This is a genomic window from Nitrospira sp. Ecomares 2.1, from assembly GCF_965152585.1.
In genome coordinates, this window is the sequence record NZ_OZ224219.1 from 1334856 (window position 1) to 1361272 (window position 26417).

Consider the following 26417-nt stretch of genomic DNA (forward strand, 5'->3'; position numbering starts at 1 on the left):
GGTGTCACCTGCGGGGGCCGCCCTCTGGTTTGATGCTGACGGAATACATGCTGCAACAACCCCCGCTGGCATTGCCCCCGAGGGTAATGGTGCCGGCGGGGAAGGACCGCACAAACAGGCTGAAGGTCGCATCCGAGGTCACCAGGTTTGTGCCGGTATCGGTAAAGGTGCTCAACCAGGAGGGTTTCGAGGTAATGCGATCGCCATGGGCGACATATACGGAGACGGGTTGATTAACCGTAAAGCTGAGGAAGGTTCCATTGGTGGCCGCTTTATCATTGTTGGCGGTTTGGATATACGTGGCTCCCTGCACAGCGGTAGGGACCGTGGTAAAGGTATAGGTGCGGTCGATATAGACGGTGTTCCCGGCTTGGAGGCCGGAGGTGGGCACCACATAGGCTTTCCCACTGGACACGGCCAGATTCGAAATGTTGAGTGTTGATGAGGGTGGTGGTGCTGGCGGCGGACTCGCATTACTCACCGTGACCGTGCGGGATGCAGAGGTGGTCGTATTGCCGGCGGCATCGCGGGCGATAGCCGTGAGGGTGTATGAGCCATTCGGGACGGTGGTGGTATTCCAGCTGGTGCTGTAGGGATTGGTCGTATCTTCCGCCCCGAGGTTGGCACCCTGGAGCCGGAATTGCACGCCGGCCACGCCGACTGTATCGCTGGCGCTGGCGCTGACGGTCACTGTGCCGGAGACCGTACCTGCGCTGGGAGCTGTCAGCGTGACGGTCGGGGAGGTGGTGTCCGCTGGTGGTGTGGTGATGTTGCTCACCGTGACCGTGCGGGATGCAGAGGTGGTCGTATTGCCGGCGGCATCGCGGGCGATAGCCGTGAGGGTGTATGAGCCATTCGGGACGGTGGTGGTATTCCAGCTGGTGCTGTAGGGATTGGTCGTATCTTCCGCCCCGAGGTTGGCACCCTGGAGCCGGAATTGCACGCCGGCCACGCCGACTGTATCGCTGGCGCTGGCGCTGACAGTCACTGTGCCGGAGACCGTACCTGCGCTGGGAGCTGTCAGCGTGACGGTCGGGGAGGTGGTGTCCGCTGGGGTACCACCCTGGGGTTTGACGCTGACGGAATACATGCTGCAACAACCCCCGCTGGCATTGCCCCCGAGAGTAATGGTGCCGGCCGGGAAGGACCGTACAAACAGGCTAAAGGTCGCATCCGAGGTCACCAGATTGGTGCCGGTATCGGTAAAGGTGCTCAACCACGAGGGTTTCGAGGTAATACGATCGCCATGGGCGACATATACGGAGACGGGTTGATTGACCGTAAAGCTGAGGAAGGTCGAATTGGTCGCCGCTTTGTCATTATTGGCCGTTTGGATGTACCTGGCTCCCTGCACGAGAGTGGGGACGGTCGTAAAGGTATAAGTGCGGTCGATATACACTGTGGCGCCGGCTTGGAGGCCAGAAGTGGGCAGAACATAGGCTTTCCCACTGGACACGGCCAGATTCGAAATGTTGAGGGTTGAAGAGGGTGAGGGCGACGTGCCTGTGGGTACAGAAATTTGCCTTTCTGTTGAAGGGGCACTTTCATTTCCGGCATTGTCAAATGCTGTCGCTATAAATCCATAGGTTGTGCCAGCACTAAGTCCGGATACGGTTGTTGAGGGTGAGGATGGATTAGTGGGCATTCCTGAAAATAGTGGTTGTCCAAAATCTTGGGATGGTAGCGTCCGTTTGTAAATTTTATATCCTGCTAAATCCGATTCGGTATTTTTATTCCATGTGACCGAAACATCAGCTGAAAAAACAGGGGGACAAGGTATAACAGTTATTATTGCTATCAGGAGAATGAAAAACGAAAGTATTTTTTTTGGAGATGCGTGAGAGGCTAGGCCCATGATTAATTGTGCAAAAAACTGGATGAGGTTTTTGCAAAACCTTTGTGCGATTTCCTCAAGTTGAGACGAAGCGATCTTAGGATCATTGGTTGTGAAAGTTTCCTTAACTAAGAGGAAGGCGCTTTGTAATTTCATTATTCATCTCCTGCTTTTAGTAGTCTTTTTCCTATTTCATTACCAGTTTTCTTGAACGGTTTTTCTCTGTGCGTGTCTATTGTCAAATTCGCCTCTCTAGTGGGATTTCAATCTGAGAGAAGAAATCAAGGGTTTCTGTCTGCTTGGATGTTTCCCAGCAGAAGAAATCCAATCCGAATATTTAATCCAGCAATAGAACCTAAACTTCCAAGTACTACCTAAGAAAAATTGGAAGATGTTTCCAGTTCAGGGGGAGGTTGTTGAAAAATCATGAAGATGGATAAATTTGGGGGGGACACGAAGAAAAAACGCAAAATGAGTAAATATTGTTTTAAGCACGATAATAAAAATGCCAAAGGCAGACTTTTCATCAGATAATAAGGAGAAATTTAAAACGTGGGCTTTGATAGAATTAAAGATCTTTCGAATTAATTATAATCGCTACGGAGGCATATGCAATATGGAGACCATTGACGGCCTAGGCTTAATATTAGGTTGTTAATAAAGAAAAAAATATTTGGTGGGTTTACGGAAATTCTATCAAGAAATGGAATTCTGCTGTAGGGTTACTCAATGTAATGTAGGAAATACAATTCAGCATTGCTACGTAACTAATATTTATGTGAAAGTTATTTGGTGATTCTGAGGAAGAAGATCTTTAAATTTTTAGGATGAAGAAAAACGGATTGTTTGGGGAAATTCTTCGCCTCGAGCCAGAGACAACGGGATTTTTTTTTAAACGATCCTAAAGAATTTTGGTGTTTGAACAATGTTGCCACGCTTGTCCATATTTTGGCGATTAACCCTGGGATACCTGACAATCCTTGCGTTAGTGGTTGGGGTGAATTTATATATCCTCCATCAGTTTCGTGCATTAACGGAATTAGGCGCTGAGTTAGCAACGCACCATTTTCCGGCAGTGGAAACGGCAAAACGACTCATTACCAGTCTGTATGCGCAATTAAAAAGTGATAAGCAATACTTGGTGCTTCGGGATACGGCCCTTCTGAAGGATTTCCTTCAGGAAGCTGAAAATTTTCGCAAAACCTTGAAAGCCCTTGAGGATCAGGAAAATCCTGGCAGTACGCTTGAATTACTTGCGGAAACCAAAGAACTGCATGAAGAATTTCATACCTTATTTTTGAGCGTTGGCGTTGAACAAGCCGACCGTTCTCCTCAGGCTATCGCCAGATATGAACAAAACCGGGATACGTTGATTACTGCCATAACCCAATCCATCACAGCCTATATTACTTCTCAGGAAGCCAGTGTTGGCGCGATTCTCAAGGATTCTCATCTTCGCTCGGTACAGGCCCAGGAAATTACAAAACAGCTTCTCGTGATGGCGTTGGTTCTAGGTCTTGGCTTGGCCGGAATCGCCAGCTATAGTATTCTTCGCCCCCTTCGACGAGTCAAAGCGCAAATCCGCCGAATTGGACAAGGTCAATTTGGAGGCACAATCTCCTTGTCTGTTCCCCAGGAGTTACGCGAACTGGTCGGCCAGGTAAATTGGATGGGCGAAAAACTACAAAAGTTAGATGAGATGAAGTCGGAATTCCTGGCAAATATATCCCATGAGTTGAGGACGCCGTTAACATCTATTCGTGAGGGCTCACAGCTTCTGCTCGATGGCATTCCTGGAACGTTGACCAAGGACCAACGAGAAACGCTCACCATTATTTCTGAAAGCAGCCAACGACTCAATCACTTGATCGGGAATCTTTTAGATTTATCCCGGATGGAAGCCGACATGGTTTCCTATAATTTTAGTCCCACCGACTTGAATCGTTTGGCCGTTCGATCGACAGAAAAGGTGAAATTTCTTGCGGAACGCAAAAATATTCATCTGACCCTCGATTTGTTTCAGAACAAGGTGAGGTTCTATGATCTGGATGGACCGAGGATGGAACAGGTGCTGGAAAATCTTTTATCCAATGCCATTAAATTTAGTCCTGAAGGAACGACGGTGTTGATTCGATCGAGGCCAGAAAGTTCAGGAGAAGGGTTGCAATTTACCGTGTCTGATACGGGACCAGGAATTCCCGAAGCCGATTTGCCTCATATCTTTGAACGATTTTACCAGGGGAAAACCCAAGAAGGTCGTGTGTATGTGGGGAGTGGGATTGGGCTGGCTTTGGCGAAGCGTGTGGTGGAAGCCCATGGTGGAAAAATTTGGGCAGAGAGCATTCTTGGAACCGGGACGGCGTTACATTTTACCATTCCGAAGCGAAAACATACGGGGACTGTCTCTTGATACGCAAACAGTTTGAGTCGTTGATCTGGGTGTTTTTTGGGTCTCTGATAATTCTAATTTCTCTTGAATGGGGAGAGTGGAATTTTACCGGCTGGAAGAGTTTGGCTATGGCTCAATCTATTTCACCCGGGTATTCAACTGGGCCCTCGGTGTTAACTCCTGACCCCGAAGATGTTCCATTTTTTCGGGCAATTGCGGATGATCAGGAAAAGAAGCTGGGTTCATGTAAAAATGAAGCTGAATGTCGGGCGGTTCATTTCCTTCTTGGAGTCGCTGCGTTATATGAAAATAGGGAATTGGCTGCGCTTCATTTTCGAAAAGTGGTGGTCTCAAATCCCAATAGTGCCTTGGCGAGTGAAAGTCGATTCTGGTTGTGGTTATTGGATGTATTGAATGCTCCGGGAGGAGGGACTTTACCAGAGGGTCTTACAAAGCGATTAGTTCGTGAAATTGTGAATAAAGAATTACTGGTTCATGAATTAAGTCGTCAATTAGAAACAGACTCTGTTGATGCACTTAAGCAAGAACTGACGAATCGGGAAAAGGCTGTCGAAGAGTTGAATCAGGCTCTCTCGAATCTTTCCAAACAAACAGAGCAATTGAAAAAGGAGCAGACGCTCCGGCAGGATGCACAGCTGGAACTTAAGGCCAGTGAGAGAAAAGTTCAAGAATTGACGAATCAATTAGAGGCTTTACGCCGTATCGATCAGGAAATACGCGAGAAGGCCCCGCCGACCCGCCCGTCTGAAAAAATGGCCCCAACCCCCAAACTCGAAAGAGCCGAGGAGAAAGAAATACCATATGAAGGTGATGGAAAAAAATAAAGGAACTGTGATGGCTGATGAACGAATTCTTGTTGTTGATGACGATCCAAGTTTACTGACCCTCCTGAAAATGCGCCTGCATTCCATGGGGTTTGTGGTGACTGCGTGTGGGTCGGGGGGAGATGCGTTGAGCCGCGTACAGGAGGATCCCTATGATTTTGCCATTCTGGATCTTCGATTGCCGGATGCTGATGGCTTGGATCTCATGGAAGAATTGCACCAGCATCAAACCAATCTTCCAATCCTGATCTTGACAGCTCATGGCTGTATTCCCAATGCAGTGGAAGCGATGAAAAAGGGTGCGTATGGGTATTTGACCAAACCGTTTGATGACAAAGAGTTGCTAGAGAGTATTGATAAAGCCCTCACTACCAAACGAATGAGTCAGGAGATTCATCGGCTACAACTGCTGGTGAACGAATTGTATGGGCTCGAAAATGTCGTGGCACGGAGTGCAGAAATGCATACGGTGTTGAAGCAGGTGGCTCAAGTGGCGAAGACCGATACCACCGTTTGTATTTCCGGAGAAACAGGGACCGGAAAGGAAGTGATTGCACGCGTGCTTCATTGTAATAGCCCCCGAGCTTCAAAGCCGTTTATGGCCGTCAATTGTGCGGCAATCCCAGAAACTTTGTTTGAAAGTGAGTTGTTCGGACACATGAAGGGTTCCTTTACCGGAGCCCATCAAAACAAGCGGGGTTTAATCCAAAGTGCCGATAAAGGGACATTATTTTTAGATGAAATAGGTGAAATGCCGCTGTCATTGCAAGGGAAACTCCTGCGAACTATTCAAAATCGGGAAGTGTTGCCTGTCGGCGGTCAAGTGCCTACAAAGGTGGATGTGAGAATCCTGGCTGCAACAAATAAGGATTTGGAATTAGCTGTGCGGGAAGGGCGATTTCGAGAAGATCTGTATTATCGAATTCACGTCGTTCCCTTGTGGATTCCCCCGCTTCGACAGCGTCGGGAGGATATTCCTTCTCTCGCCCAGTTTTTTCTTAAGCGGAGTATTGAGCATCATGGGAAAGTCGTCAAGGGATTTTCGCCGGAAGCCATGCAGGCCTTAATTACCTATCCCTGGCCTGGAAATGTTCGAGAACTTGAGAATATGATTGAGCGCGCGGTTGTCATGTCCCCTCAGGATATTATTACAGCAGAATTTCTCGCCCTTTCTCCCCACGAACAAAGCAAGCCAGGTAGTCTTCAACCATTAACCGATGCGAAGGAAGCGTTTGAGAAGGAGTACCTCCAGGATCTGCTCAAGGCCACACAAGGGAATATCTCCAAGGCAGCACAAATTGCCGGTCGCTATCGGGCGGATTTTTATAAACTGCTTAAAAAATATGGCCTGCATCCTTCCGATAGACAGGATGACGCGCCTCCTTCAAACGGCCAACCAGGACTCCAGTAATTTTTGTACAGCTGTCCAGAAGCTTATGTTTCGCCATGGGGTCGGGAAGGCGCCAGGTTCGCTTCACTTTAAAAACGGCAGTTAAGTAGTCTCACGCTGATTTATACTTCCAGATTTTCGGCAGAAATCGGCTGAAAAGGCCTATATATACCTGGTATGTTTCATTCCAGCAATTCGGATAAGGCGTTCCTGTCGAATAGCCGCATGTCCCCCTTTCTGCATGACTCAATTTATTGGCTGAAACGGGACGGCTCTGTCCTGTAGATTGAGAATCTAAAAATACTCCTATTCATCAGAATCGAACCCTAGCTTTCGTTGTCAGGCGAGAGGCGAGGTCGATTTGAGAAGCCGAACCCTACAGTCCCCCTCCTCATCTTCCGAAAAAACTACTACAGTTGTATTCTGACTAAAGTCCTGTGATGCAGGCTAGAGTGGTTCTCTATCTTGAACTTTCTCTCCATGAAAGAGGTGGAATCGAAACCTGTTGGGCGAAAATACTTTATCTATTAAACCAAGCTTTAGTCGCTTAATGACTGAATCCTCATGAGCCTGGCCGTAAGAGGTAATTTTGCCTTGATACGCAAAGGACTCGATGACTAGCGTAGGTAGTCGGGTGTTTATTCCATAAACCCAGGTGCGCCAGAGTGATTGAGGCATGTGCTACGTAGCATGTCCTCATCAATCAGAAAAATAGAAAGGCTGTGTCCTTTGGTAGCACCGAGAAATGAACTTGTCTCTGTTTAACTCTCAATAGGTAATGTGGGTCGGTATGAGTGTGTGGGTTTTTCCATCTATTCTCACGGCAGGAGTCTCCCTGTTTTTGGCGACGATCATATTTTGGAGGAGAAAGGATGGTGCTCATTATTTTCCTTTACTCTTCCTGATGGTGGTTATGGTTTGGATCCATGGGCTGAATGTCATTCAAGAAGCGTTGTCAGCCCATCTCATTATTTCCAGGAAATTAATTCTCATTGGTGAGATAATTCTGCCGGTTATGATCGGCAATGTCGGGTATTCATTATTACAGGAATTTTCTGCTAATTCCTTGGCATTGGGCAAAGGGTGGTGGAAGGTCATCGCCGGTGGGGCTGCTCTCTTAGCAATGTTGATCATAGGTATTTCAGATGGATTCATGCAGGTCAATTCAGAAAGGGAAGTTGTTTTCAAAAGACCAGAGGGTTTGATGGTCTGGGGGTTTATTGTATTGGCATCGTGTGTGGCAATATTTCAGTTGGAACGTATGCTCAAATCTTTTCCAGATCCCCTGCAATATCGATTGAAATACGTGTTAATTGGATTGGGAGGTCTGGCCTGTATATCCATCGCACAGGCTTTTCATGTGGCCGTGGCTTCGGTGTGGAAACAGGAAGATGTGTGGGCGGGGGAAATCGCATCGTTTATTTCTCTGGTTGTCATGGCACTGGGGTTAAGGCGATGGCCAGGATCCCAGGTAATTCAGAAAATTCAAATCAGTCACCATGCAGTATATGCCTCACTGGCGGTGGTGTGTGTCAGCGGGTATTTCGTTCTTGTGGCTATGGTGATCGCACTGGTGCAAAAAACCGGTTGGGAGGTCAAGGAATCACTGGGTGTGATCCTTAGTTTTTTTGCCGTTATGGGGTTGGTGATCGCCGTGCTTTCCAGGCGTATTCGTGTCGAGTTTCAGCAATTCATTTCTCGTCATTTTTTAAAAGATAAATATGATTATCGAGAAAAATGGATAGAGGTTACCGAGACGTTTGCGGCTTGTCCGGATGTCCAACAAATTTTGAATCGGTATCTAGAGTGCCTCAGTCGAACATTTGGAACCTCTCGAGTCACAATTTGGAAGTATTTTGATGTTGACGGCCGATATCATCAAATACGAAAGGAACGGCGTCGAAGAAAGTTGAATGATCGGTCACCGAATATTTCAGAACCGATTCCCATTCCTGAAACTCACCCTCTCATTCAACAGTTGAAAGCACAGCAAGAACCCTTGTTTGTACAGGCGGGTCAGCGGGCGGCCGAGGATTGGAGAGAATTTCTTGATGTCACTCACGCCCATGTGTGTGTGCCTTTGGTGACTGGACAGGGCAGACTGCTCGGGTTTTGTACGCTTAGTCAGGAATCGGCTTATGAATGTTATGATCAGGACGATTTTGATTTACTGCGAGCTGTTGCGCATCATGTGACGATGCTGCTCATTCAATTTGAATTAGTTGAAGAGCGCAGTTCGGCCGCCAAATGGGAAGCGGTGCATCGGTTCTCTGCATTTTATTTACATGATTTAAAAAATTTGGCCTCGAGTTTATCTCTTGTGGCTCAGAATGCTGCTCAATACGGGAGTAATGTTGAATTTCAGGCATCTGCAATGCAAACCGTTAAAAATACGTCTCAGCGAATTATTGATTTAATGGGGGAATTGTCTCGTCAGGCGAAGGAACCAAATCTGAGTGAAGGAACCGTTACGGAATCAGTGGATGTGAATCTGTTAATTCAGGATACACTGGCTGCCGTAAATGACCCTGGATGCCAAACGAATTTTACACCAGGGCTAGAGGTTCCCGTCCTTCAGCTCAAAAAGGATGCAATCAAACAGGTTTTCTTAAATTTGATCCTTAATGCGCGTCAGGCGACCGACCGGAATGGTACGCTTGATATTTCTACCGCCTATGATGGTGAGCAGGTGATCGTTGAACTGGTCGATTCGGGGGATGGGATCCCTGCGGCCCAGCTTGAAAAGATTTTCCAGCCATTTAAAAGTTCCAAAAAAAATGGATTGGGTGTGGGGCTGTTTCAATGTAAGCGAATTATCGAGGACCATCATGGCATGATTCACATTGAGAGCCAGGAAGGGCGAGGTACGACAGTAATTGTTACATTTCCGGTACAAAGTGCCGATAACGCAAGTAGTGTGGTGTTTGGTGTTTCTAATGCCGGGGTAAAGTCTGACTCAGGAAGAAACGAATGACCATGAAGTCTGATCCTCTTGCCGAATCTTCACGTCTTCCTTCCCTACTATTGATTGATGATCACCCAGAGATTCTTGAACAGATGAAGTGGGGATTGAAGTCCTCTTATATGATCTATGAGGCGGATCATCGTGTGGCGGCTGTCGATATTCTTCAGCGGGAAAAGATCTCACTGGTAACCTTGGATTTAGGTTTGCCACCTGATACCGGCGGGGTGACCGAAGGATTGGCTGCCTTAGAACAATTGCTGGCGGTAAACCCTTTGGTGAAGGTGGTCGTCATCACGGGAAATCAAGATCGCGCCAATGCGCTCAAGGCGATTCAATTGGGCGCATATGATTTCTTGGAAAAGCCGGTAGATTTGGAGGTGTTAAGAGTCGTTCTTCAGCGGGCCGGGTATTTGGCTGGCTTGGAAAAAGAAAATCAAAAGCTTCTGGACCGTGAGGCGAAACGAGGATTTCCAGAAATTATTGGAAGCAGCCCGGTTATGGTTAAAGTGTTCGATACTATCCGGCGAGTGGCCGGGTCGGATATTTCTATTCTTATTGTTGGGGAAAGTGGCACCGGGAAGGAGTTAGTGGCTCGGGCGATTCATCAGCAAAGCCACAGAAAGGATGGCCCGTTTATCGCGATTAATTGTGGGGCTATTCCCGAAACGTTGCTAGAAAGTGAGTTGTTTGGGCATGAGAAAGGTGCGTTTACCGGGGCTCATCTCCAGCGTCCAGGTCGAATTGAGTCGTCTCAGGGCGGGACGCTTTTTCTCGATGAGATTGGTGAGATTTCTCCTGCATTACAGGTCAAACTGCTTCGGGTCTTACAAGAACGAAGCATCGAGCGGGTAGGCGGACGCGTAGAAATTCCAGTTGACACGAGAGTTTTAGCGGCCACCAATATGGATCTTCAACTGGCGATGAAAGATGGCCGTTTCCGGGAAGATTTGTATTATCGATTGAATACCGTGACAATTACGGCGCCTCCCTTACGCGAGCGGGGTGGCGATATCGTGATGTTGGGCAAATCGTTGCTTCAGCGTTATTCAGAAGAGGCCAAAAAGAAGATTTCAGGATTTACGAGGGAAGCCTTATTGTCGCTAGAACAGTATCATTGGCCTGGCAACATTCGAGAATTAGAAAATCGGATTCGTCGGGCCGTGACACTAACCGACAATCCAAGAATTGCCCCGGAAGATTTGGATTTGCCTGAACCCGATGAGAGTCAGGTTGGACTCACTTTGAAGGTAGCCAGAGACACGGTAGAAAAACGGGTGATTGAGCAAACTCTGGCCAAGACCGGTGGAAATATTACGAAGGCTGCGACTATTCTTGCTGTGAGTCGTCCGACCCTGCATGATTTAATATCCCGTCACCACATAAAAAAATAATCCTCCCTCGGTAATGGGCTATTCTCAATTTTCAGATTGAATGCTGGATGGAATTTACGATCGATAGGATGCGTTGATTTTCACGTAATCGTAGGTCAAATCCGTGGTCCAAATCTTGGAGGAGCCCTTTCCCATTCCGAGTGAAATGGAAATCGTCAGGAAGGGCTTCTTCATTTCCTGTTTAATTCGTCGTTCGACCTGAGGACCCAGCCCTTTCCCATTTTGGACGATGGGAATCTTATTGAATTCGATAAGGAGTTTCTCCGCTTTGACAGGGGAACCTGCCCGTCCCAATGCGGCCACAATTCTTCCCCAGTTGGGATCCGTGCCAAAAATAGCGGTTTTGACTAAAGGGGAGGTGGCTAGAGTATTGGCAAATTGTTTCGCGGCCCGGTCACTGGAAGCCTGGGTAATCTGAAATTCTATGATTTTGGTGGCGCCTTCGCCATCCCGAACAATTTCCATGGCCAGATGGTGGCAGACTTGAAATAAGAGTGCTTCAAATTTGCCATGTGCCGTCGTTCCGGTTTTGATGGTTAAATTTCCGGCTTTCCCGTTAGCCAGACATAATGCCGTGTCATTGGTGCTGGTTTCTCCGTCAACAGAAATGCAGTTGAATGTTTGTTTGGTGACGGCGCGAAAGGTTGCTTGTAGCGTTTTTTGGTCAATGGCCGCATCTGTCGTGATATAGGCCAACATGGTGGCCATGTCAGGGTGGATCATTCCTGAACCTTTGGCGATCCCGCCAATGGTTACTGTTTTTCCACCAATACGGTCCTGAATCGCGATTTCCTTAGGACAGGTGTCTGTCGTCATGATGGCTTTGGCAGCTTCACGGTGACCAGCCTTGCGTAGACGTGAAATCAGAATCGGAATGCCGCTACGTATGGCGGATATGGGTAGAGGAACCCCAATGACACCAGTGGATCCGACAAACACGTGGTGGAGGGGAATTGTGAGTTGGTCGGCAACTCTCTGACCCATTTCCCTTGCATGTGCCAATCCTTCCTGTCCGGTAAATGCGTTGGCATTGCCACTATTAATAATGAACGCTTGACCCATGCCCCTCTTGAGATAGAGCCGGTCGAGAATCACCGGAGCGGCAGGGAGCCTGTTAGAGGTGAACACCCCGGCGATGGGTCCAGGCTTTTCTGACATGATCATGGTCAGATCAAGCTGCTTGGTCTTTTTAATGCCTGAATGCATTCCTGCTGCTACGAAACCTTGGGGGGCAGTGATCCCACCTTTTACGCGTTTAGACATGGAGACATCCTCTTCTCGTCAGGAGAAACCGGTGAAAAATGGTTTAGGGAAAGAGGCCTGGCGCGGTCAATCCGAGTGTTTCGGGAAAGCCTAACATAAGATTCATACATTGAATCGCCTGTCCGGCTGCGCCTTTTACGAGATTGTCCAGAGAACCTGTGCTGACCAGATACCCCGTTCGAGGATCATAGGTGCAACTAAGGTCACAAAAATTCGATCCTCGCAAATTTTTCGGATTGACTCCCTCGGAACTGGGAAAGAGTCGAATGAAATATTCGTCTTGATACCGACTTTTATAGGCGGCATCCAAATGGGACTGATCAATGCCAGGTTTCAATTTGGCATAGGCCGTGCTCAGAATGCCTCGATTAATGGGTATGAGGTGAGGCGTGAAAATTATGGATGGACTGGAGGAAGTTGTTTTGGAGGCTGGAGCAGGAGCCAGTCGTGCTAACCCCTGTTCGATTTCAGGCACATGGCGGTGTTTGCCGATTTTATAGGCATGAATGGCTTCATGGGATTCAGGGAAATGGGTCCCGAGTGCAGGTGTGCGACCCGCTCCTGAAATTCCAGACTTTGCGTCAATAATAATGGAATTTTGGTCAATGAGGTTTTGGGCTACAAATGGCGCGAGTTGCAAAATGGCGACGGTGGGATAACACCCGGCGACTGCGACAAGATGGGTCTTGGAAATAGCCGCGCGATTGAGTTCTGGTAGTCCATAGACCGCATTTTTGAGCAAGTCAGGAAAAGTATGAGCGGTCTGATACCATTGTTCATAGACCGTCGGGTCTTGAAGACGATAATCGGCACTCAAGTCAATAACATGTTTCCCTAGTGACAGAAAATCGGCTACTGGTTGCAGGGATTGTGTGTGGGGAAGAGCGAGAAACACCACATCGACTTCCTTGGCGATCGCTTCGGTATTCAACGATGACAATGAACAGTCAAAAATCTTCGTAAGATGAGGAAGCAGCGAAGCGACAGCGATGCCTTCAGATTTTTCAGACGCCACCACGCGGTTTAGTGTGACCTGTGGGTGCAGGGTGAGTAATCGAAGTAATTCACCTCCCGTATAGCCACTGGCTCCGATCACTGCGACGCGAATTTTTTTATTCATGGTCATTTCAAAGAAATTGGTTTTGGGAGAAAAGGACAATACCTATTAGGAAATCATTTAACTCTGTGCCAAATGCCTGTTTGTGGAAAGGTAAATTGAGGTTTGAGGTGGGCAAAGGCATCAGAAGATGACGGATTAAAAAAGGGGGAGGCTGGATGGCCTCCCCCATGGTCCTAGGTGAACGGTGAGCCGGCCAATTATCGTTTGGAGTATTGGAACCTGGCCCTGGCACCTTTTTGCCCGTATTTTTTTCGCTCTTTCACCCTGCTATCTCTGGTGAGCAATCCATTTTTTTTCAAGGGATCCCGTAAGGAAGGATTATATAAAGCTAAGGCCTTTGCAATCGCATGGCGAAGAGCTCCTGCCTGACCCGAGACGCCTCCACCCGTCAACGTGGCTTTGACATTGAATTGTCCACCGGTTTTGGTGACCTCGAATGGTGTTTGAATTTGGATTTGATGTGTCAATCGTGGGAAATACGAATCTACTGATCGTGCGTTGATCAGAATGTCGCCTTGTCCTGGTTCTACCCATGCTCGGGCAATCGCATTTTTCTTTTTTCCTGTTGCGTATTGAACTGTATCGACCATGTGAGAATAGATCTCCTTTTTTACGGTTGAACGGTAACTGATGACTTTAGAGGTTTAGAGGCGTTGGGCATTGCGCTCGATGCAGATGCTCGGCACCAGGGTAAATTTTGAGTTTTCTAGCCATTTGCTTTCCTAACGTACATTTTGGAAGCATCCCACGAATGGCTTTAGAAAGCACTTCAGTTGGTTTCTTTGCATGAAGATGCTCCGCAGTAATGGCTTTGATGCCTCCAGGATACCCGGTGTGGTGATAGTAGATCTTTGAACGAAATTTATCGCGGGTGAATTGAATTTCACTGGAATTTATGATGACGACATGATCCCCCGTATCGACATTCGGAGTAAACGTTGGCTTATGCTTTCCACGAAGGATAGAGGCAACCTTCGCGGCCAAGCGTCCAACGGTTTTTCCTTTAGCATCGACTAAAAACCATTGTCGTTCAACTTCTAGCGGTTTAGCTTGATAGGATCGCATGAGTGTTGTATTTCCTTTCCTCTACTTGATTATATGCCTAGATATCAGTCTGCTCTAATCCTTTTTGATCGAGTTTGGAAAGCCAGGTATCCAAATCTTCTCCGCCGCGACGTTCCAAGACTTCAGGGGTGACGTAGATTGGACATTGACATCGAAGAGCCAGGGCAATCGCATCACTCGGCCTTGAGTCGATCGATTTTTCCAAATCATCTTTGGATAAAAATAGCGTGGAAAAATAGGTGTTATTTTTGACTTCTGTGATCACCACTTTATTTAGGGTAAAGCCAAGGTGCGAGGCAAAGCTGCAAATAAGGTCATGGCTCATGGGGCGTGGTGGGATGACGTTCTCCAACGCCAACCGGATCGATGTCCCTTCGGCGGTACCGACCCATATGGGAAGAACCTCTGAGTTTTTTTCATCCCGTAAGACCACAATCTGTGTATCGGTATTCGGATCGACCAGGACCCCATGGACCTTTAACGGAATTAATGTGTTTATTTCAGTCATCACCCGCACACTCACTATTAATCGTTACTATTTCAGATGGCCTCATGAACATCAGCTAAACATCTGATTTGCCAAAATCCTCAGGCTTGAGGTTTTCCAGCCATCGTTCCAATTCTTCCGAGTTTTGTTTATGGAGCACTTCTCCTGATGCGAAAATTGGGGCATCCGTACGAAGAGCCACGGCAATTGCGTCACTTGGCCGAGAGTCAACCGTAAATTCCGAGTCTCCAAAGAGGAGATGGATTTTAGCGAAATATGTATTGTCTTTCAGATCCGTGATAACCGTACTGATAACCTTGGCATCCATATTATCAAGCACCGTTTTCATGAGATCATGGGTCATTGGCCTTGGAGGAGCTATCCGCTCCAAGGCAAAGCTAATCGCGCTGGCTTCGGCTTTCCCAACCCAAATAGGGAGCATATCCGAATTTTGTTCATCTCTCAGGATGACAATATAGGCGTTATTATAGGGGTCAAATAAAAGACCCCTGACGTTCATTTGATTCAACATTCGATATGCCAGTCATAGATAAAAAGTGATTTTCACTTGAAAATCAAACCTAGAAAAGTAGCATTCAATGAGATCTTTTGTCAATGAAAATAAGGGCTTTCCAATCTCATCATGCTCTTGGTTGATATCCCGTCATTTGTCCTCCCCAGAAGAGAGGATGAGGGTTTCAAAGAATTATATCATGCATAGAAGGACATCGGTAACCAGCCTGCATTTGATCTGCCTTCCTTGCTGTTTATGCCTGGAATTCGAGTTTCGCTTTGACTGTAGCGGTTATCCACTCACATGCTTCCTCACGGGAAATGTGATGCTTTTCGCCAGTTTTACGGTCTTTGATTTCAATGGTGTTCTGTGCCAGGCCCTTATCCCCAAGGATAATATGGAACGGAATGCCTAGCAAATCCGCATCGTTAAATTTAACACCACCTCGTTCCTCACGGTCGTCAAGCAACACCTCTATCCCGTTTTTGGAAAGGTCCTGGTAGAGCTGATTGGAGGCTTGACGTACGTTGTCTGATGCCGTGACGGAAAGAATGTGGACATGGAAGGGGGCAATGGGCATGGGCCAACAAATACCTTTGTCGTCATGGTTCTGTTCAATGGCTGCTGCCGCTGCTCTGCTGACACCAATGCCATAGCATCCCATGATAGCGGGGAGCGTCTGACCCTGGTCGTCAAGGTAGGTTGCGCCCATTTTTTCACTATATTTTGTCCCTAGCAAAAAGATATGACCTACTTCGATTCCCCTTGCCGTTTGCAGCGAACTGCCCCCACGCGGGGAAGGATCACCTGCCTGGGCCTGGCGAAAATCTCCTATGCTCTCAATGGAAAAATCCCGATCGATGTTGACATGGATGAAGTGGACGTCCGGTTCGTTCCCACCGACAATGAAGTTGCTCAAGACAGCCACGGCATGGTCAGCCAGAATTCGAACGTTCTGAAGACCGATTGGTCCGACAAAGCCGATTGGGGCTGTTGTGAAGCGGGCGATCATTTCAGAAGTCGCCAGGGATAATTCATGAATACCAAGATGTCGTTGAATTTTGATTTCGTTTGCTTGATGGTCCCCTCGAATCAGGACTGCGGTTATCTCATCCGTGCCAGTCTGATACAAGAGGGTTTTCACCAGACGGGAAGGAGGTACGTTAAGTAGGGCACATACCTCTTCAACTGATTTGGCATTGGGTGTGGAAACCTTTTCTGACGGTAGTGGGGCGTCACGCTTCCCGATGGTGGGTGGAGCAATCTCAGCTCGCTCGACATTGGCAGCATATTGTGTATCCGGATCAAAAACGATGAGTTCCTCTCCGGTATTGGCTAGGACCATGAATTCGTGAGAAGAGATGCCCCCGATCAAGCCGGTATCGGCCTCCACCGGACGAAATTCGAGGCCCATGCGAGAAAAAATACGGCAATAGGCGTCGTACATGCCTTGATAGGTACGTTTGGCTCCTTCCGCATCCTGATCAAAGCTATACGCATCTTTCATGATGAATTCACGCCCTCGCATAATGCCAAACCGTGGCCGAATTTCATCACGAAACTTTGTTTGGATTTGATAAAGGGTAAGGGGCAATTGACGATAGGAACTGACCTCTCGACGGAATAAATCAGTGACAACTTCTTCGTGAGTGGGGCCCAGGCAAAAGTCTCGATCATGACGATCTTGTAATCGGAACAGTTCCTTTCCGTAGAAATCCCAGCGATCGGTTTCCTTCCACAGCTCGGCCGAAGAAAGAATCGGAAGTAAAAGTTCTTGAGCTCCTGTCCGGTTCATTTCTTCCCGAACAATGGCCTCGATTTTCCGAATGACCCGCAATCCAAGGGGAAGGTAGGAATAAATACCGGCTGCGACTTTCCGGATCATTCCGGCGCGAAGCATAAGTCGGTGACTGACCACCTCGGCTTCACCCGGATCTTGTCGCATCGTTGGGATTAAGGATTCTGATACACGCATGAAGACACCTGGTTATATGGTTGAGGAAAAAAGCCGCAAGGCAGATTCATAGGGCTTGAAAGGCAGTAGACGTTAAACAGGATAGAATTATTGCAGAAGTCGACTAATGTCATTCCAGGTCGCATAGGCCATCAGGAAGACCAACAATACCAGGCCAATTTGTTGGGCCATTTCTCTCGACCGATCCCCTAAAGGTCGACCTAAAATAGCTTCGCAGGCAAAAAAGAATAGATGGCCTCCATCAAGAATGGGAATGGGTAACAAATTTAAAATTCCCAAATTAATACTCAAAATCGCAATAAGCCACACGACGCTGGCCATGCCTTGTTGGGCCTGCTCGCCGGACACGGTGGCAATCATGAGCGGTCCGCCCAGGTGTTTCGATGAAATTTCTCCAGTTACGAGCTTATAGAGCCCCATAACGGTTAATTCACACCATTTCCATGTCGCCTTGAGGCCATCCCAAGGTGCGAGGAAGAGAGACGTACTCTTGAGCACCGTACCCGCGCCGGCTAGTTTGACGCCAATGCGGCCAATAGACGTTGTTTCTCCATCCGGGGAGGTGCTGGTTTGGCCTTCAGGGGTGATGCGAAGTGACACCGTCTGCCCTCCGCGTTCGACCTGTACCTCGAGAGGGGTTCCAGGGTGATTGCGTACGATCTCGGTCATCTGAGACCAGGTGGCAATCGGTGTGTCATTAATTTGGATAATTCGGTCATCCTGTTGAAGACCCGCAGCCATGGCAGGCGTGTCTGGCATGACTCCTCCGACTAGTGGAGCATGATCCTCGATCCCTAAGGTGTATTGAGGTTCGTCCGGGCGATCAGGCACCATTTGAACGCTTGGAGTGATGATCAGCGTTTTCACGCTATTTCCACGAATAACATCCAAGGTGACGGGACGCCCATGGGCTTTGCCCACCTGTTCGTAGAGTTCACCCAGGGTCGAGATGTCTTCTTCGTTAGCCCGAATTACGCGATCACCGATGTGTAATCCGGCAGTTTCGGCCGGAGAGTCCGGGATGATCGCTTCAATGACCGGGGTGATGTTGTCGATGCTGGGAACAAACAGCGGTGACCCTAAGGCCAGCATTCCCGTAAAGATCAGGTAGCTGAGGATAAAGTTGAAGCCGGGGCCAGCCGCCACAATCAACGTTTTGTGGGGAAGCGACTGGTGAATAAAGGATTCACGTTGTTCAGCAGCTGAAACCGCCTCTGACCCTTCTTCTCCATATAATTTGACATATCCCCCAAGAGGAATGGCTGCCAGGAGATATTCTGTATCTCCAATCTTGCGACCAATCAGTTTGGGTCCAAACCCGATGGAAAATTTGAGGACCTTCACTCCCACCCAGCGAGCGGCCAGGTAATGTCCGTATTCGTGAAAAGTCACAAGGACTCCCAGGACGACCAGGAACCACCATAACTTTTGCCCGAATAGGAAAATGGAATCAGGAGAAAACGCCAGGAGGTTATTCATGGATGTGTAATCGTGGGTTGATATTCATAGAGGTGAAGTAGAGCAGGCTTTCATCATTTCCGTGGCTGTTCGTCGGGCCCATTGGTCTATCTCTAAGGTGTCTTCAATGGATGTGACGGGAGTCGCGTTATAGGCATTCATGGTTTCTTGAATCACTCTGGGTATATCCAAAAAGGCAATCTGCTCCTTGAGGAAGGCATCCACGGCAATTTCATTTGCGGCGTTTAATGTGGCTGGAAGCCCGTCCGCTCCTGCCAGGGCGTCGTAGGCTAACTGGAGACACGGGAATTTTTCCGAATCAGTTGGATAAAACGTGAACTTTCCGATTTTCCCTAAATCCAGGAGTGGGGGATTCAAGGGAATGCGTTCCGGGTATTTGAGAGCATAGGAGATTGGTGTTCGCATATCCGGGTGGCCTAATTGCGCAATGACTGACCCATCACAATATTCTACCAAAGAGTGGATAATACTTTCTCGGTGAATGATGACATCTATTTGATCCTGAGGGATATCAAAGAGCCATCGGGCTTCAATCACCTCCAGGCCTTTATTCATCAAGGTGGCGGAATCGGTGGTAATTTTAGCTCCCATTTTCCAATTGGGGTGTTGCATCGCCTGTTCGGGTGTCACGTGTTCGAGGTCATTGATGGGCCAATCCCAAAATGGTCCGCCGGAAGCCGTTAGCACGATCCGGCGAATGTCGACCTTCCGGTGGCCTTCCATCGATTGGAAAATAGCACTATGTTCGCTATCGATGGGAAAAATCGTCACGTGATGTTTGTGGGCTTCCAGTTGCATTAATCGACCTGCCATGACCATTGGCTCTTTATTTGCGAGGGCAACCTGCCGGCCTGCTTGGATGGCTGTCAATGTTGGTTTGAGTCCTGCCCCCCCGACGATAGCGGAAATCACTAAATCGCCTTTCGATGCACTGGCGACGGCGCAAAGCCCCTGTTCTCCGTCCAAAATTTCAGTTGACGTGCGTCCCATCCGTGCTCGCAATCGGTTGGCGGCATCCTGGCAGAAGAGCGCAGCCACGTCGGGCTTGAAGCTGCGGATTTGTTCCTCAAGGGCCTGATCATTTGAGCCGGCGGCCAGACCGACGACTTGAAACTCTTCAGGGAATCTGGAGATCACATCTAAGGTGCTGTTCCCAATCGACCCGGTAGATCCTAAAATGACGATGTGTTTCACCAGATTCTCTCCCTATGGTTGCGTACAGTCTGGTTATGGGTTTGATCCCGTGAATAAGGCATAGTAATAAATGACCGGGGCGGTAAAGAGCAGGCTATCCACACGATCTAACACTCCCCCATGTCCTGGAATGATTGTGCCTGAGTCCTTGACACTCACGCTACGTTTGATCGCGGATTCTGCAAGATCACCAAGGGTTCCGATTATGGCCATCCCCATGCCGAGAATAGCGCATTCCCCCAGCGAGAAAAAGGGGAGAAACCAAAAGTGGCTGATGAGAGCTCCCAGTACGGAAAAGAGAATTCCTCCGAACAAGCCTTCAATTGTTTTTTTAGGACTCAGGGTTGGAGCCAGGGCATGTCGTCCAAGAGATAAACCCACGACAAATCCACCGGTATCAGCCAACCACGTGATGGCTAAGACAAAAAAGATTAAGGCGATTCCATGAGGGAGTTGCCGGAGGAGTATGAAATGCCCGAGCAGAACCACAACATAGAGGATCCCAAAGGGATAAGCCACCCATAAGGGGAGACGTTGTCTCATGGTGGTCGGAGATATGAAAAATCCTGTCAAAATGACCCCAACGATTCCCAAGAACCAAGGATTCAAGGCGAGGGAGTAGCCGGTATACATAGCGACAAGGAGCATGACCGCACAAAGGCAGGAGATCACCTTGGGGATAAGGGTGCCGGTCCGTCCAAAGTAGAGCGTGAGAAATTCCCACAATGCAAGGAGGGAAGCGCCCCCAATCAGGATGGAGAGCAGCCAGGGTGGAGAATAGCGTATTCCCGCATAGAGCAAAGGAATAAATACGATGGCTGAGTAGAGTCTCCGGGGATCCATTGTTTAGGGGAGTACAATTAGCAGTGGGTTAGATGAACAAGAAGTAGGGTATTAGGAATGCGGGATGGCCACAGCCCGTGTTATGGCGAAACGGTTTGAGTGATTCGGCCAAAACGACGCTCCCGTTTTTGATAATCGAGTAAGGCAAGAAGAGTCTCAGCGCGACGAAAATCAGGCCACAGGGTTTTGGTGAAATAGAGTTCCGTGTAGGCAATCTGCCAGGGAAGGAAGTTGCTGATTCGCGCTTCTCCAGAAGTGCGAATCAGCAAATCGGGATCAGGGAGACCCCATGTGCTGAGATATTGCTCAAATAAGGACTCATCAATTTGGTCTGGTGTGAGCGATCCCATCTGAACCTCGATCGCAACTTTTCGAGCGGCATCGACAATTTCGGTGCGTCCTCCATAGCTCAGGGCGACGGCCAGAGTGCGCTGAGTTAAATGGCGGGTTTCTTCCGCTACTTCTAAGGCCAGAGACCGGACGGAAGACGGCAGTTGTTCAAGCCGTCCAATCGGCAGGAATCGTACCTGTCGCTCTTGAAACCGTTGGCGTTCTTGATTGAGGTACTGCTCAAGCAACCCCATGAGGAGTCGAATCTCAGAATGAGGACGTTTCCAATTTTCCTGGGAAAATGCATAGATAGTGATATAGGGAATCCTGAGTTCATGCCCGATTTCCAGAACGTCCTGGAGCGCACGAAGCCCTTCTTTGTGACCGGCAATTCGAGGCAATCCTCGTTGAGCGGCCCATCGGCCATTGCCATCCATGATGATCGCGATATGTCGGGGAAGGGAGGTGAGGTCAAGTTGATCCAGCAATTCCCCTTCAGCAACTTGCCTTGCATCCACCGCGTGAAAGTCATCCATTGAATTGTGTTGAAACCGATTGTGAGGGTGAGAACCGCGTTGCAATTCAGTTGAAAGGTTTTAGAAACTAGCAAAATTTCACAATAATTTCAGTCTAATAATGAAACCGATTCTTGTCAAATTGCGGGCAGAACTTTCACCGGAAATTGCGCCCACCTAGGAGATGGGCTATACTCCAGTTTTTCCTTCTTTGATACGTAATTTGTTGTAATTGAGGTTTATGGTACCCAGCCTTTCAGATTTTGCCCTCCAAGAAAAAGATGTCCTCCAGGCCTTAAATAAGGCCATCGCTCGCGATGTGGATTACGTGGACATGTATGTCGAGTCCTGCGTGACCGATTCCGTTTCTATGGAAGAAAGCCTGGTCAAGCGCGCGGTCAAAAGTATTTCCCAGGGGGCAGGCATTCGAGCGGTGGCTGGTGAACGAACAGGGTTTGCGTATTCAGATGATCTGTCTGTGCGAGATCTTGAAATTGCCGCTGATACGGCACGATATATTGCGGATTCTCCTCAAGGGGACAACCCTATAGCCGTCACCCATCGTTCTCAACCAACACAGAATCTCTACCCGTTGTCTCAGCCGCTCACCGATATTACAACCGAAGCCCGGGTTGACTTACTGAATAAAATAGACGTGGAAGCCAGGCGTTATGATCCGCGAATAACCAAGGTCATGGCGTCTTTTAACACGGAACAGAAAATATTTTTAGTCATTAACTCCCAAGGGCAGCTGGTGGGAGATGTGCAGCCTCTCTCTCGTCTTCAGATTACCTGCATTGCTGAAGATGGATCCAATCGCCAGGTTGGGTCATTTGGAGGAGGGGGACGGGTCGGATTTGCTTTCTACCTGGAGCAGAACCGCGCGATGGAGTTTGCGCGGGAAGCTGCACGTCAGGCGATTCTTAATCTAGGCGCGGTCGAAGCTCCGGCTGGCACCATGCCGGTTGTGTTAGGTGGGGGCTGGCCTGGCATTTTGCTTCACGAAGCGATCGGGCATGGGTTAGAAGCGGATTTCAATCGTCGCAAAACCTCAGCCTTTAGTGACTTAGTCGGAAAGTCCGTCGCATCCGAATTATGCACCATTGTGGATGATGGGACGCTCCCATTCCGGCGTGGATCTATGAACATCGATGATGAGGGGACGCCGACGTCACGAACCATGCTCATTGAAAAAGGTATTTTGCGCGGCTATATCACGGACCGGCTCAATGCCCGCTTGATGGGCATCCCGTTAACAGGGAATGGAAGACGGGAAGATTTCAGAAGCATTGTTCTTCCACGTATGACCAATACCTTCATGCTAGCGGGAGAATCCGATCCGCAGGATATCATCCGGTCGGTGAAGAACGGGTTGTATGCCGTCTCGTTTGGGGGAGGGCAGGTTGATATCACCAGTGGAAAATTCGTCTTTTCAGCCAGCGAAGCTTATCTGATCGAAGATGGGAAGGTGACCAAACCGGTCAAAGGCGCAACGTTGATTGGGAACGGTCCTGATGTTCTCAAGAAAGTTTCGATGGTCGGACATGATATGAAATTGGATGAAGGAATCGGTACATGCGGAAAAGATGGGCAATCGGTTCCGGTCGGCGTGGGACTTCCTACCATTAAAATCGATGAAATGATCGTCGGTGGCACGGCGATGGGCTGATGGATAACCCTTCCGTTTTGTTTTTCTCCATTTAATAATGTCAAATCTGTCAACCATACATGGTGACCGTTTCCCGGAATTGGCGGACACGGTTCTCAAGCGAGCCAAGGCCTTGGGGGCGACAGAAGCGGATCTTCTTGTGGCTGAAGGTGATTCAGTCTCGGTGCAGGTGCGGATGTCAGAAGTGGACCGCCTCTCCAAAGCCCGTGAGAAGGTCTTGGGGATTCGGGTGTTTTTTGGCAAACGTTCAGCCAGTTCTTCAACATCGGATTTTTCCAAAGCCTCGTTGGATCGTTTAGTCAGTGACACATGTAGTTTGGCCAGGGCTGTGGTTGAAGACGAAACGTCAGGACTGCCGGCGCCGGATCACATGGTAGCCGATATCCCCGACATGGATATGAAAGATGATCGGCAATTGACAGTTGATGAGGAAATAGACCTGGCCAGGAGAACCGAACAATCCGCGTTTTCCGCTGATACCCGAATCACCAATTCTGAAGGGGCTGAGTGTTCGGCTGGTTATGGGTCGATTTTGTTGGCGAATTCCCATGGATTTATTGGATCGTACGCCAGTTCCTCTTACTCACTCTCTGTGTCGCCCATCGCATTGGACAGCCAGAATGGCGGCATGCAGCGGGATTATTGGTATTCCGTGAAACGGAAATTTCATGAATTAGAGAGCCCGGAAAAGATCGGACAGGAGGCAGCTCGCCGAACCCTGCGGCGGCTAGGCAGTCGAACCATTACGACGCAAGAAGTTCCCGTGATCTTTGATCCGGAAACGGCCAAAGGCCTCCTAGGGCATATTTCCTCAGCGGTTTCAGGCTACTCCCTGTATAAGGGGGCCTCATTTCTGTTGGGACAACTCGGAAAGTCTATTGCCTCAGATTTAGTGACCGTGATCGATGATGGTCGATTAGCCGGAGGGCTTGGGTCTCGACCTTTTGATGGTGAAGGGTTACCCACGAGAAAAACCCTGGTGGTCGATAAAGGCGTGCTGTCGAGTTACATGTTAGATACGTATTCTGGACGAAAACTGGGAATGGCATCCACCGGCAATGCGTCACGATCCGTGGGTGAAAATCCGACAGTGGGTGCCACGAATTTATATCTCTCGCCAGGCTCCTATTCACCGGAAGAAATTCTCAAGTCAATGAAGCGGGGGTTATTCGTTACGGATCTGATTGGGTTTGGCGTCAACCTTGTCACCGGAGACTATTCAAGGGGAGCAGTAGGGTTTTGGGTTGAAAATGGAGAACTGACCCATCCTGTGGAGGAGGTCACCATTGCCGGGAATTTACAACAGATCTTGAAGGATATTGAAATGGTCGGGAATGATTTAGAATTTCGTGGCCGGTTGGCCAGTCCTACCGTCAAAATTCGGAAAATGATGGTTGCCGGTCATTAGAGAAATACACGACAAGAACTCATTCAAGGGTCTATCGATACCTATCCATTTCATGAAGACAGAAAACGGCCGCAGGCCCATAAGGAGTTAGGATGCCACTGGAAAAAGAGGACGGAGCCAAAGTTCTCCAGTTGATCACCTCCCGGTACAATGACCGGGAATGGAGAAAAAAAATTGAAAAGACCTTAAGCTTACCCCCATCGGGGTTGAAAGACGAAGATCAACGCAAGGCATTTCTCTATCTCAAGGTCGGGCTGCAAATGTACAAATCCCGCAGGGCGGATGTCCCTTCTTGGATTGTGGGAGGTTTTGCCACGAAGGAAGTGATTGACCGGGCATTGTTTAAGCCCACGGTTATTGATCCCAATTTTACCAAAGACCAGGTGGCTGGCTTTGGAGAAGATCCGGGTTCGGAAGTCGATGCGGTCTGGTGGGAGGACATGCTCGTCAATTGGTTTGAAGAGCCGGAAGAAGAGGGCGATGACGAGGCCGAGGCAGAATCATCTGAGGAAGGAGAACTATCTACTGAAGCCGCTAATGCCTCTGACGACTCCACAAAAAGTCCATCTCACGCAAAAAAACCCACTACCTAAGTTATTTTTGTCAGGCTTCTCGCAGGTCTCTTGTGCCTATTTTCAACAGTAAGGGCATGGAGGGACATTCTTCTATACCGACTCACCGGCCTTTTTCCTCTTCATCGTTGAAAATTCCAGCGACACACTCGGGCTTCGTCTATTCTTCCCTGCATCGATTAAACTCCTGGGTTTGTCGGCTTATGTATGGTGTGGTGGCAAAGCGATTCCCGGTTCCGGTAGACGGACCGGCGTTGATTGTCTGTGACCATACTTCAATGGGGGATCCATTGGTGTTATTGGCCACAGCAGGACGTCCTATTCGATTTTTGATGGCAAATGAGATCTATGCCAAGTCGCACATTCGTTGGGTATTTCGAGCGTTTCGTTGTATTCCGGTACAACGAGGCAAGCGGGATATTCGTGCAATTCGCACGATGTTAGAGGGGTTGGCAGCGCAGGAGGTGATCGGCCTTTTTCCAGAAGGCGGATTGGATCGGCATCGTTTAGATGCGGGGCATTTGGGGGTGGGCTATCTGGCGATCAAGTCCGGTGCACCTGTGGTTCCGGCGTCCATTGTCTGGGACGGACCCCATTCGGTGACGTCGATGGTTAAAACCCTATTGGTTCCGAGTAAGGCCAGGATTAAGTATGGGAAACCACTGCTCTTTCCTCAAGAGGTTCGTCCGCGGAAGGAATCCCTTCAATTGTGTACGAGGGAAATTATGAAGCAGATTGAAGTGTTGAGAGAAAGTATTCTTTCGGATGTCTGCTGAAGCTAACTTGCCCTACCGTTCTCGGTGGGGGCGAGTATTCCATTTTCTCCCAAGATAGCTCCTCGCTAATAAATGGTGGGGAATCCCCATTGAAGTTTTGCCGGGTTTCGCCCCGGCAGCCGAGCCACTTTTGTTTCGGCAAAAGTAGCCAAAACCATCTTGGCCATGCTGTGGCCCTTCGGGTTCCCTGCGCGGTTCGCCGACCCCGGTGGCGCGCAAACTCGCAAGGCTCAAACAATGCGCGCCTTTTCTCCGGGGTCGGCTGCACTGCGCGGCCACATCATAAGGCCAGGGGAGTCTGCTGAAACAAGGCTTTCTTTAATTATACAGTAACCACTCGCGGAGCCTGCCCTGAGTTTTCGAAGGGCTCAGACAAGGCCCGCCGGTTAATGA

At 48.8% G+C, this 26417-nt stretch carries 21 protein-coding genes; 9 read left to right on the forward strand and 12 right to left on the reverse strand.

Features of this window, described 5'->3' with window-relative positions:
* Positions 1–4: 4 nt before the first annotated feature.
* A complete protein-coding gene (locus tag ACWHYD_RS05830) occupies positions 5–1990 on the reverse strand; it encodes an Ig-like domain-containing protein (protein ID WP_447964970.1) in 1986 nt (661 codons plus the stop codon).
* A gap of 769 nt (positions 1991–2759) precedes the next feature.
* Here ACWHYD_RS05830 and ACWHYD_RS05835 point away from each other — a divergent pair.
* The 5 genes from ACWHYD_RS05835 to prsR all read left to right on the forward strand — a co-directional run bounded on the left by ACWHYD_RS05835 (position 2760) and on the right by prsR (position 10814).
* Positions 2760–4244 (forward strand): sensor histidine kinase, encoded by a 1485-nt coding sequence (locus tag ACWHYD_RS05835; protein ID WP_447964971.1) that lies wholly within the window; start codon positions 2760–2762, stop codon positions 4242–4244.
* Between the two features lie 107 nt (positions 4245–4351).
* Positions 4352–5068: a hypothetical protein gene (locus tag ACWHYD_RS05840; protein ID WP_447964972.1), complete on the forward strand. Its 717-nt coding sequence runs from the start codon at positions 4352–4354 to the stop codon at positions 5066–5068.
* A complete protein-coding gene (locus ACWHYD_RS05845; protein WP_447964973.1) occupies positions 5046–6479 on the forward strand; it encodes a sigma-54-dependent transcriptional regulator in 1434 nt (477 codons plus the stop codon). Before ACWHYD_RS05840 ends, ACWHYD_RS05845 begins: the two co-directional genes overlap by 23 nt.
* A gap of 769 nt (positions 6480–7248) precedes the next feature.
* Positions 7249–9432 carry an ATP-binding protein gene (locus tag ACWHYD_RS05850; protein ID WP_447964974.1) on the forward strand — a complete coding sequence of 728 codons (2184 nt, stop codon included), beginning with the start codon at positions 7249–7251 and terminating at the stop codon, positions 9430–9432.
* The gene (gene prsR / locus ACWHYD_RS05855) at positions 9429–10814 is read left to right on the forward strand and encodes a PEP-CTERM-box response regulator transcription factor (RefSeq protein ID WP_447964975.1); all 1386 of its coding nucleotides are present in this window, start codon (positions 9429–9431) and stop codon (positions 10812–10814) included. Before ACWHYD_RS05850 ends, prsR begins: the two co-directional genes overlap by 4 nt.
* A 54-nt stretch (positions 10815–10868) precedes the next feature.
* Here the strand turns inward: prsR and argJ are convergent, their stop codons facing one another.
* The 11 genes from argJ to ACWHYD_RS05910 all read right to left on the reverse strand — a co-directional run bounded on the left by argJ (position 10869) and on the right by ACWHYD_RS05910 (position 21620).
* Positions 10869–12077: a bifunctional glutamate N-acetyltransferase/amino-acid acetyltransferase ArgJ gene (gene argJ / locus ACWHYD_RS05860; protein ID WP_447964976.1), complete on the reverse strand. Its 1209-nt coding sequence runs from the start codon at positions 12075–12077 to the stop codon at positions 10869–10871.
* 43 nt (positions 12078–12120) lie between these two features.
* Positions 12121–13197, reverse strand: coding sequence for an N-acetyl-gamma-glutamyl-phosphate reductase (argC, locus tag ACWHYD_RS05865; protein ID WP_447964977.1), 1077 nt, complete (start codon positions 13195–13197; stop codon positions 12121–12123).
* Positions 13198–13394: 197 nt separating this feature from the next.
* Positions 13395–13787: a 30S ribosomal protein S9 gene (gene rpsI / locus ACWHYD_RS05870; RefSeq protein ID WP_447964978.1), complete on the reverse strand. Its 393-nt coding sequence runs from the start codon at positions 13785–13787 to the stop codon at positions 13395–13397.
* A 46-nt stretch (positions 13788–13833) separates the two neighbouring features.
* Positions 13834–14262: a 50S ribosomal protein L13 gene (gene rplM / locus ACWHYD_RS05875; protein WP_447964979.1), complete on the reverse strand. Its 429-nt coding sequence runs from the start codon at positions 14260–14262 to the stop codon at positions 13834–13836.
* Positions 14263–14299: 37 nt separating this feature from the next.
* A complete protein-coding gene (locus ACWHYD_RS05880; protein WP_312642971.1) occupies positions 14300–14770 on the reverse strand; it encodes a bifunctional nuclease family protein in 471 nt (156 codons plus the stop codon).
* A 55-nt stretch (positions 14771–14825) separates the two neighbouring features.
* Positions 14826–15281 (reverse strand): bifunctional nuclease family protein, encoded by a 456-nt coding sequence (locus ACWHYD_RS05885; RefSeq protein WP_312642969.1) that lies wholly within the window; start codon positions 15279–15281, stop codon positions 14826–14828.
* A gap of 235 nt (positions 15282–15516) precedes the next feature.
* The gene (locus tag ACWHYD_RS05890) at positions 15517–17238 is read right to left on the reverse strand and encodes a proline--tRNA ligase (protein ID WP_447964980.1); all 1722 of its coding nucleotides are present in this window, start codon (positions 17236–17238) and stop codon (positions 15517–15519) included.
* An 87-nt stretch (positions 17239–17325) separates the two neighbouring features.
* On the reverse strand, positions 17326–18717 hold the full coding sequence (rseP, locus tag ACWHYD_RS05895) for an RIP metalloprotease RseP (protein WP_447964981.1): 1392 nt from the start codon (positions 18715–18717) through the stop codon (positions 17326–17328).
* Between the two features lie 24 nt (positions 18718–18741).
* Positions 18742–19911, reverse strand: a complete 1170-nt coding sequence (locus tag ACWHYD_RS05900; protein ID WP_447964982.1) for a 1-deoxy-D-xylulose-5-phosphate reductoisomerase — start codon at positions 19909–19911, stop codon at positions 18742–18744.
* A gap of 33 nt (positions 19912–19944) precedes the next feature.
* Positions 19945–20754, reverse strand: a complete 810-nt coding sequence (locus ACWHYD_RS05905; RefSeq protein WP_447964983.1) for a phosphatidate cytidylyltransferase — start codon at positions 20752–20754, stop codon at positions 19945–19947.
* A gap of 80 nt (positions 20755–20834) precedes the next feature.
* Entirely contained in the window at positions 20835–21620 is a 786-nt protein-coding gene (locus ACWHYD_RS05910) for an isoprenyl transferase (RefSeq protein WP_447964984.1), read from the reverse strand.
* A 220-nt stretch (positions 21621–21840) separates the two neighbouring features.
* Between ACWHYD_RS05910 and tldD the strand changes: the two genes are divergently transcribed.
* From tldD to ACWHYD_RS05930, 4 genes are all read left to right on the forward strand, one after another.
* A complete protein-coding gene (tldD, locus tag ACWHYD_RS05915) occupies positions 21841–23268 on the forward strand; it encodes a metalloprotease TldD (RefSeq protein WP_447964985.1) in 1428 nt (475 codons plus the stop codon).
* 37 nt (positions 23269–23305) lie between these two features.
* On the forward strand, positions 23306–24676 hold the full coding sequence (locus ACWHYD_RS05920) for a TldD/PmbA family protein (protein WP_447964986.1): 1371 nt from the start codon (positions 23306–23308) through the stop codon (positions 24674–24676).
* 92 nt (positions 24677–24768) lie between these two features.
* Positions 24769–25269 carry a hypothetical protein gene (locus tag ACWHYD_RS05925; protein ID WP_447964987.1) on the forward strand — a complete coding sequence of 167 codons (501 nt, stop codon included), beginning with the start codon at positions 24769–24771 and terminating at the stop codon, positions 25267–25269.
* Positions 25270–25463: 194 nt separating this feature from the next.
* Positions 25464–26024 carry a lysophospholipid acyltransferase family protein gene (locus ACWHYD_RS05930; protein ID WP_447964988.1) on the forward strand — a complete coding sequence of 187 codons (561 nt, stop codon included), beginning with the start codon at positions 25464–25466 and terminating at the stop codon, positions 26022–26024.
* The last annotated feature ends 393 nt before the right edge of the window (positions 26025–26417 follow it).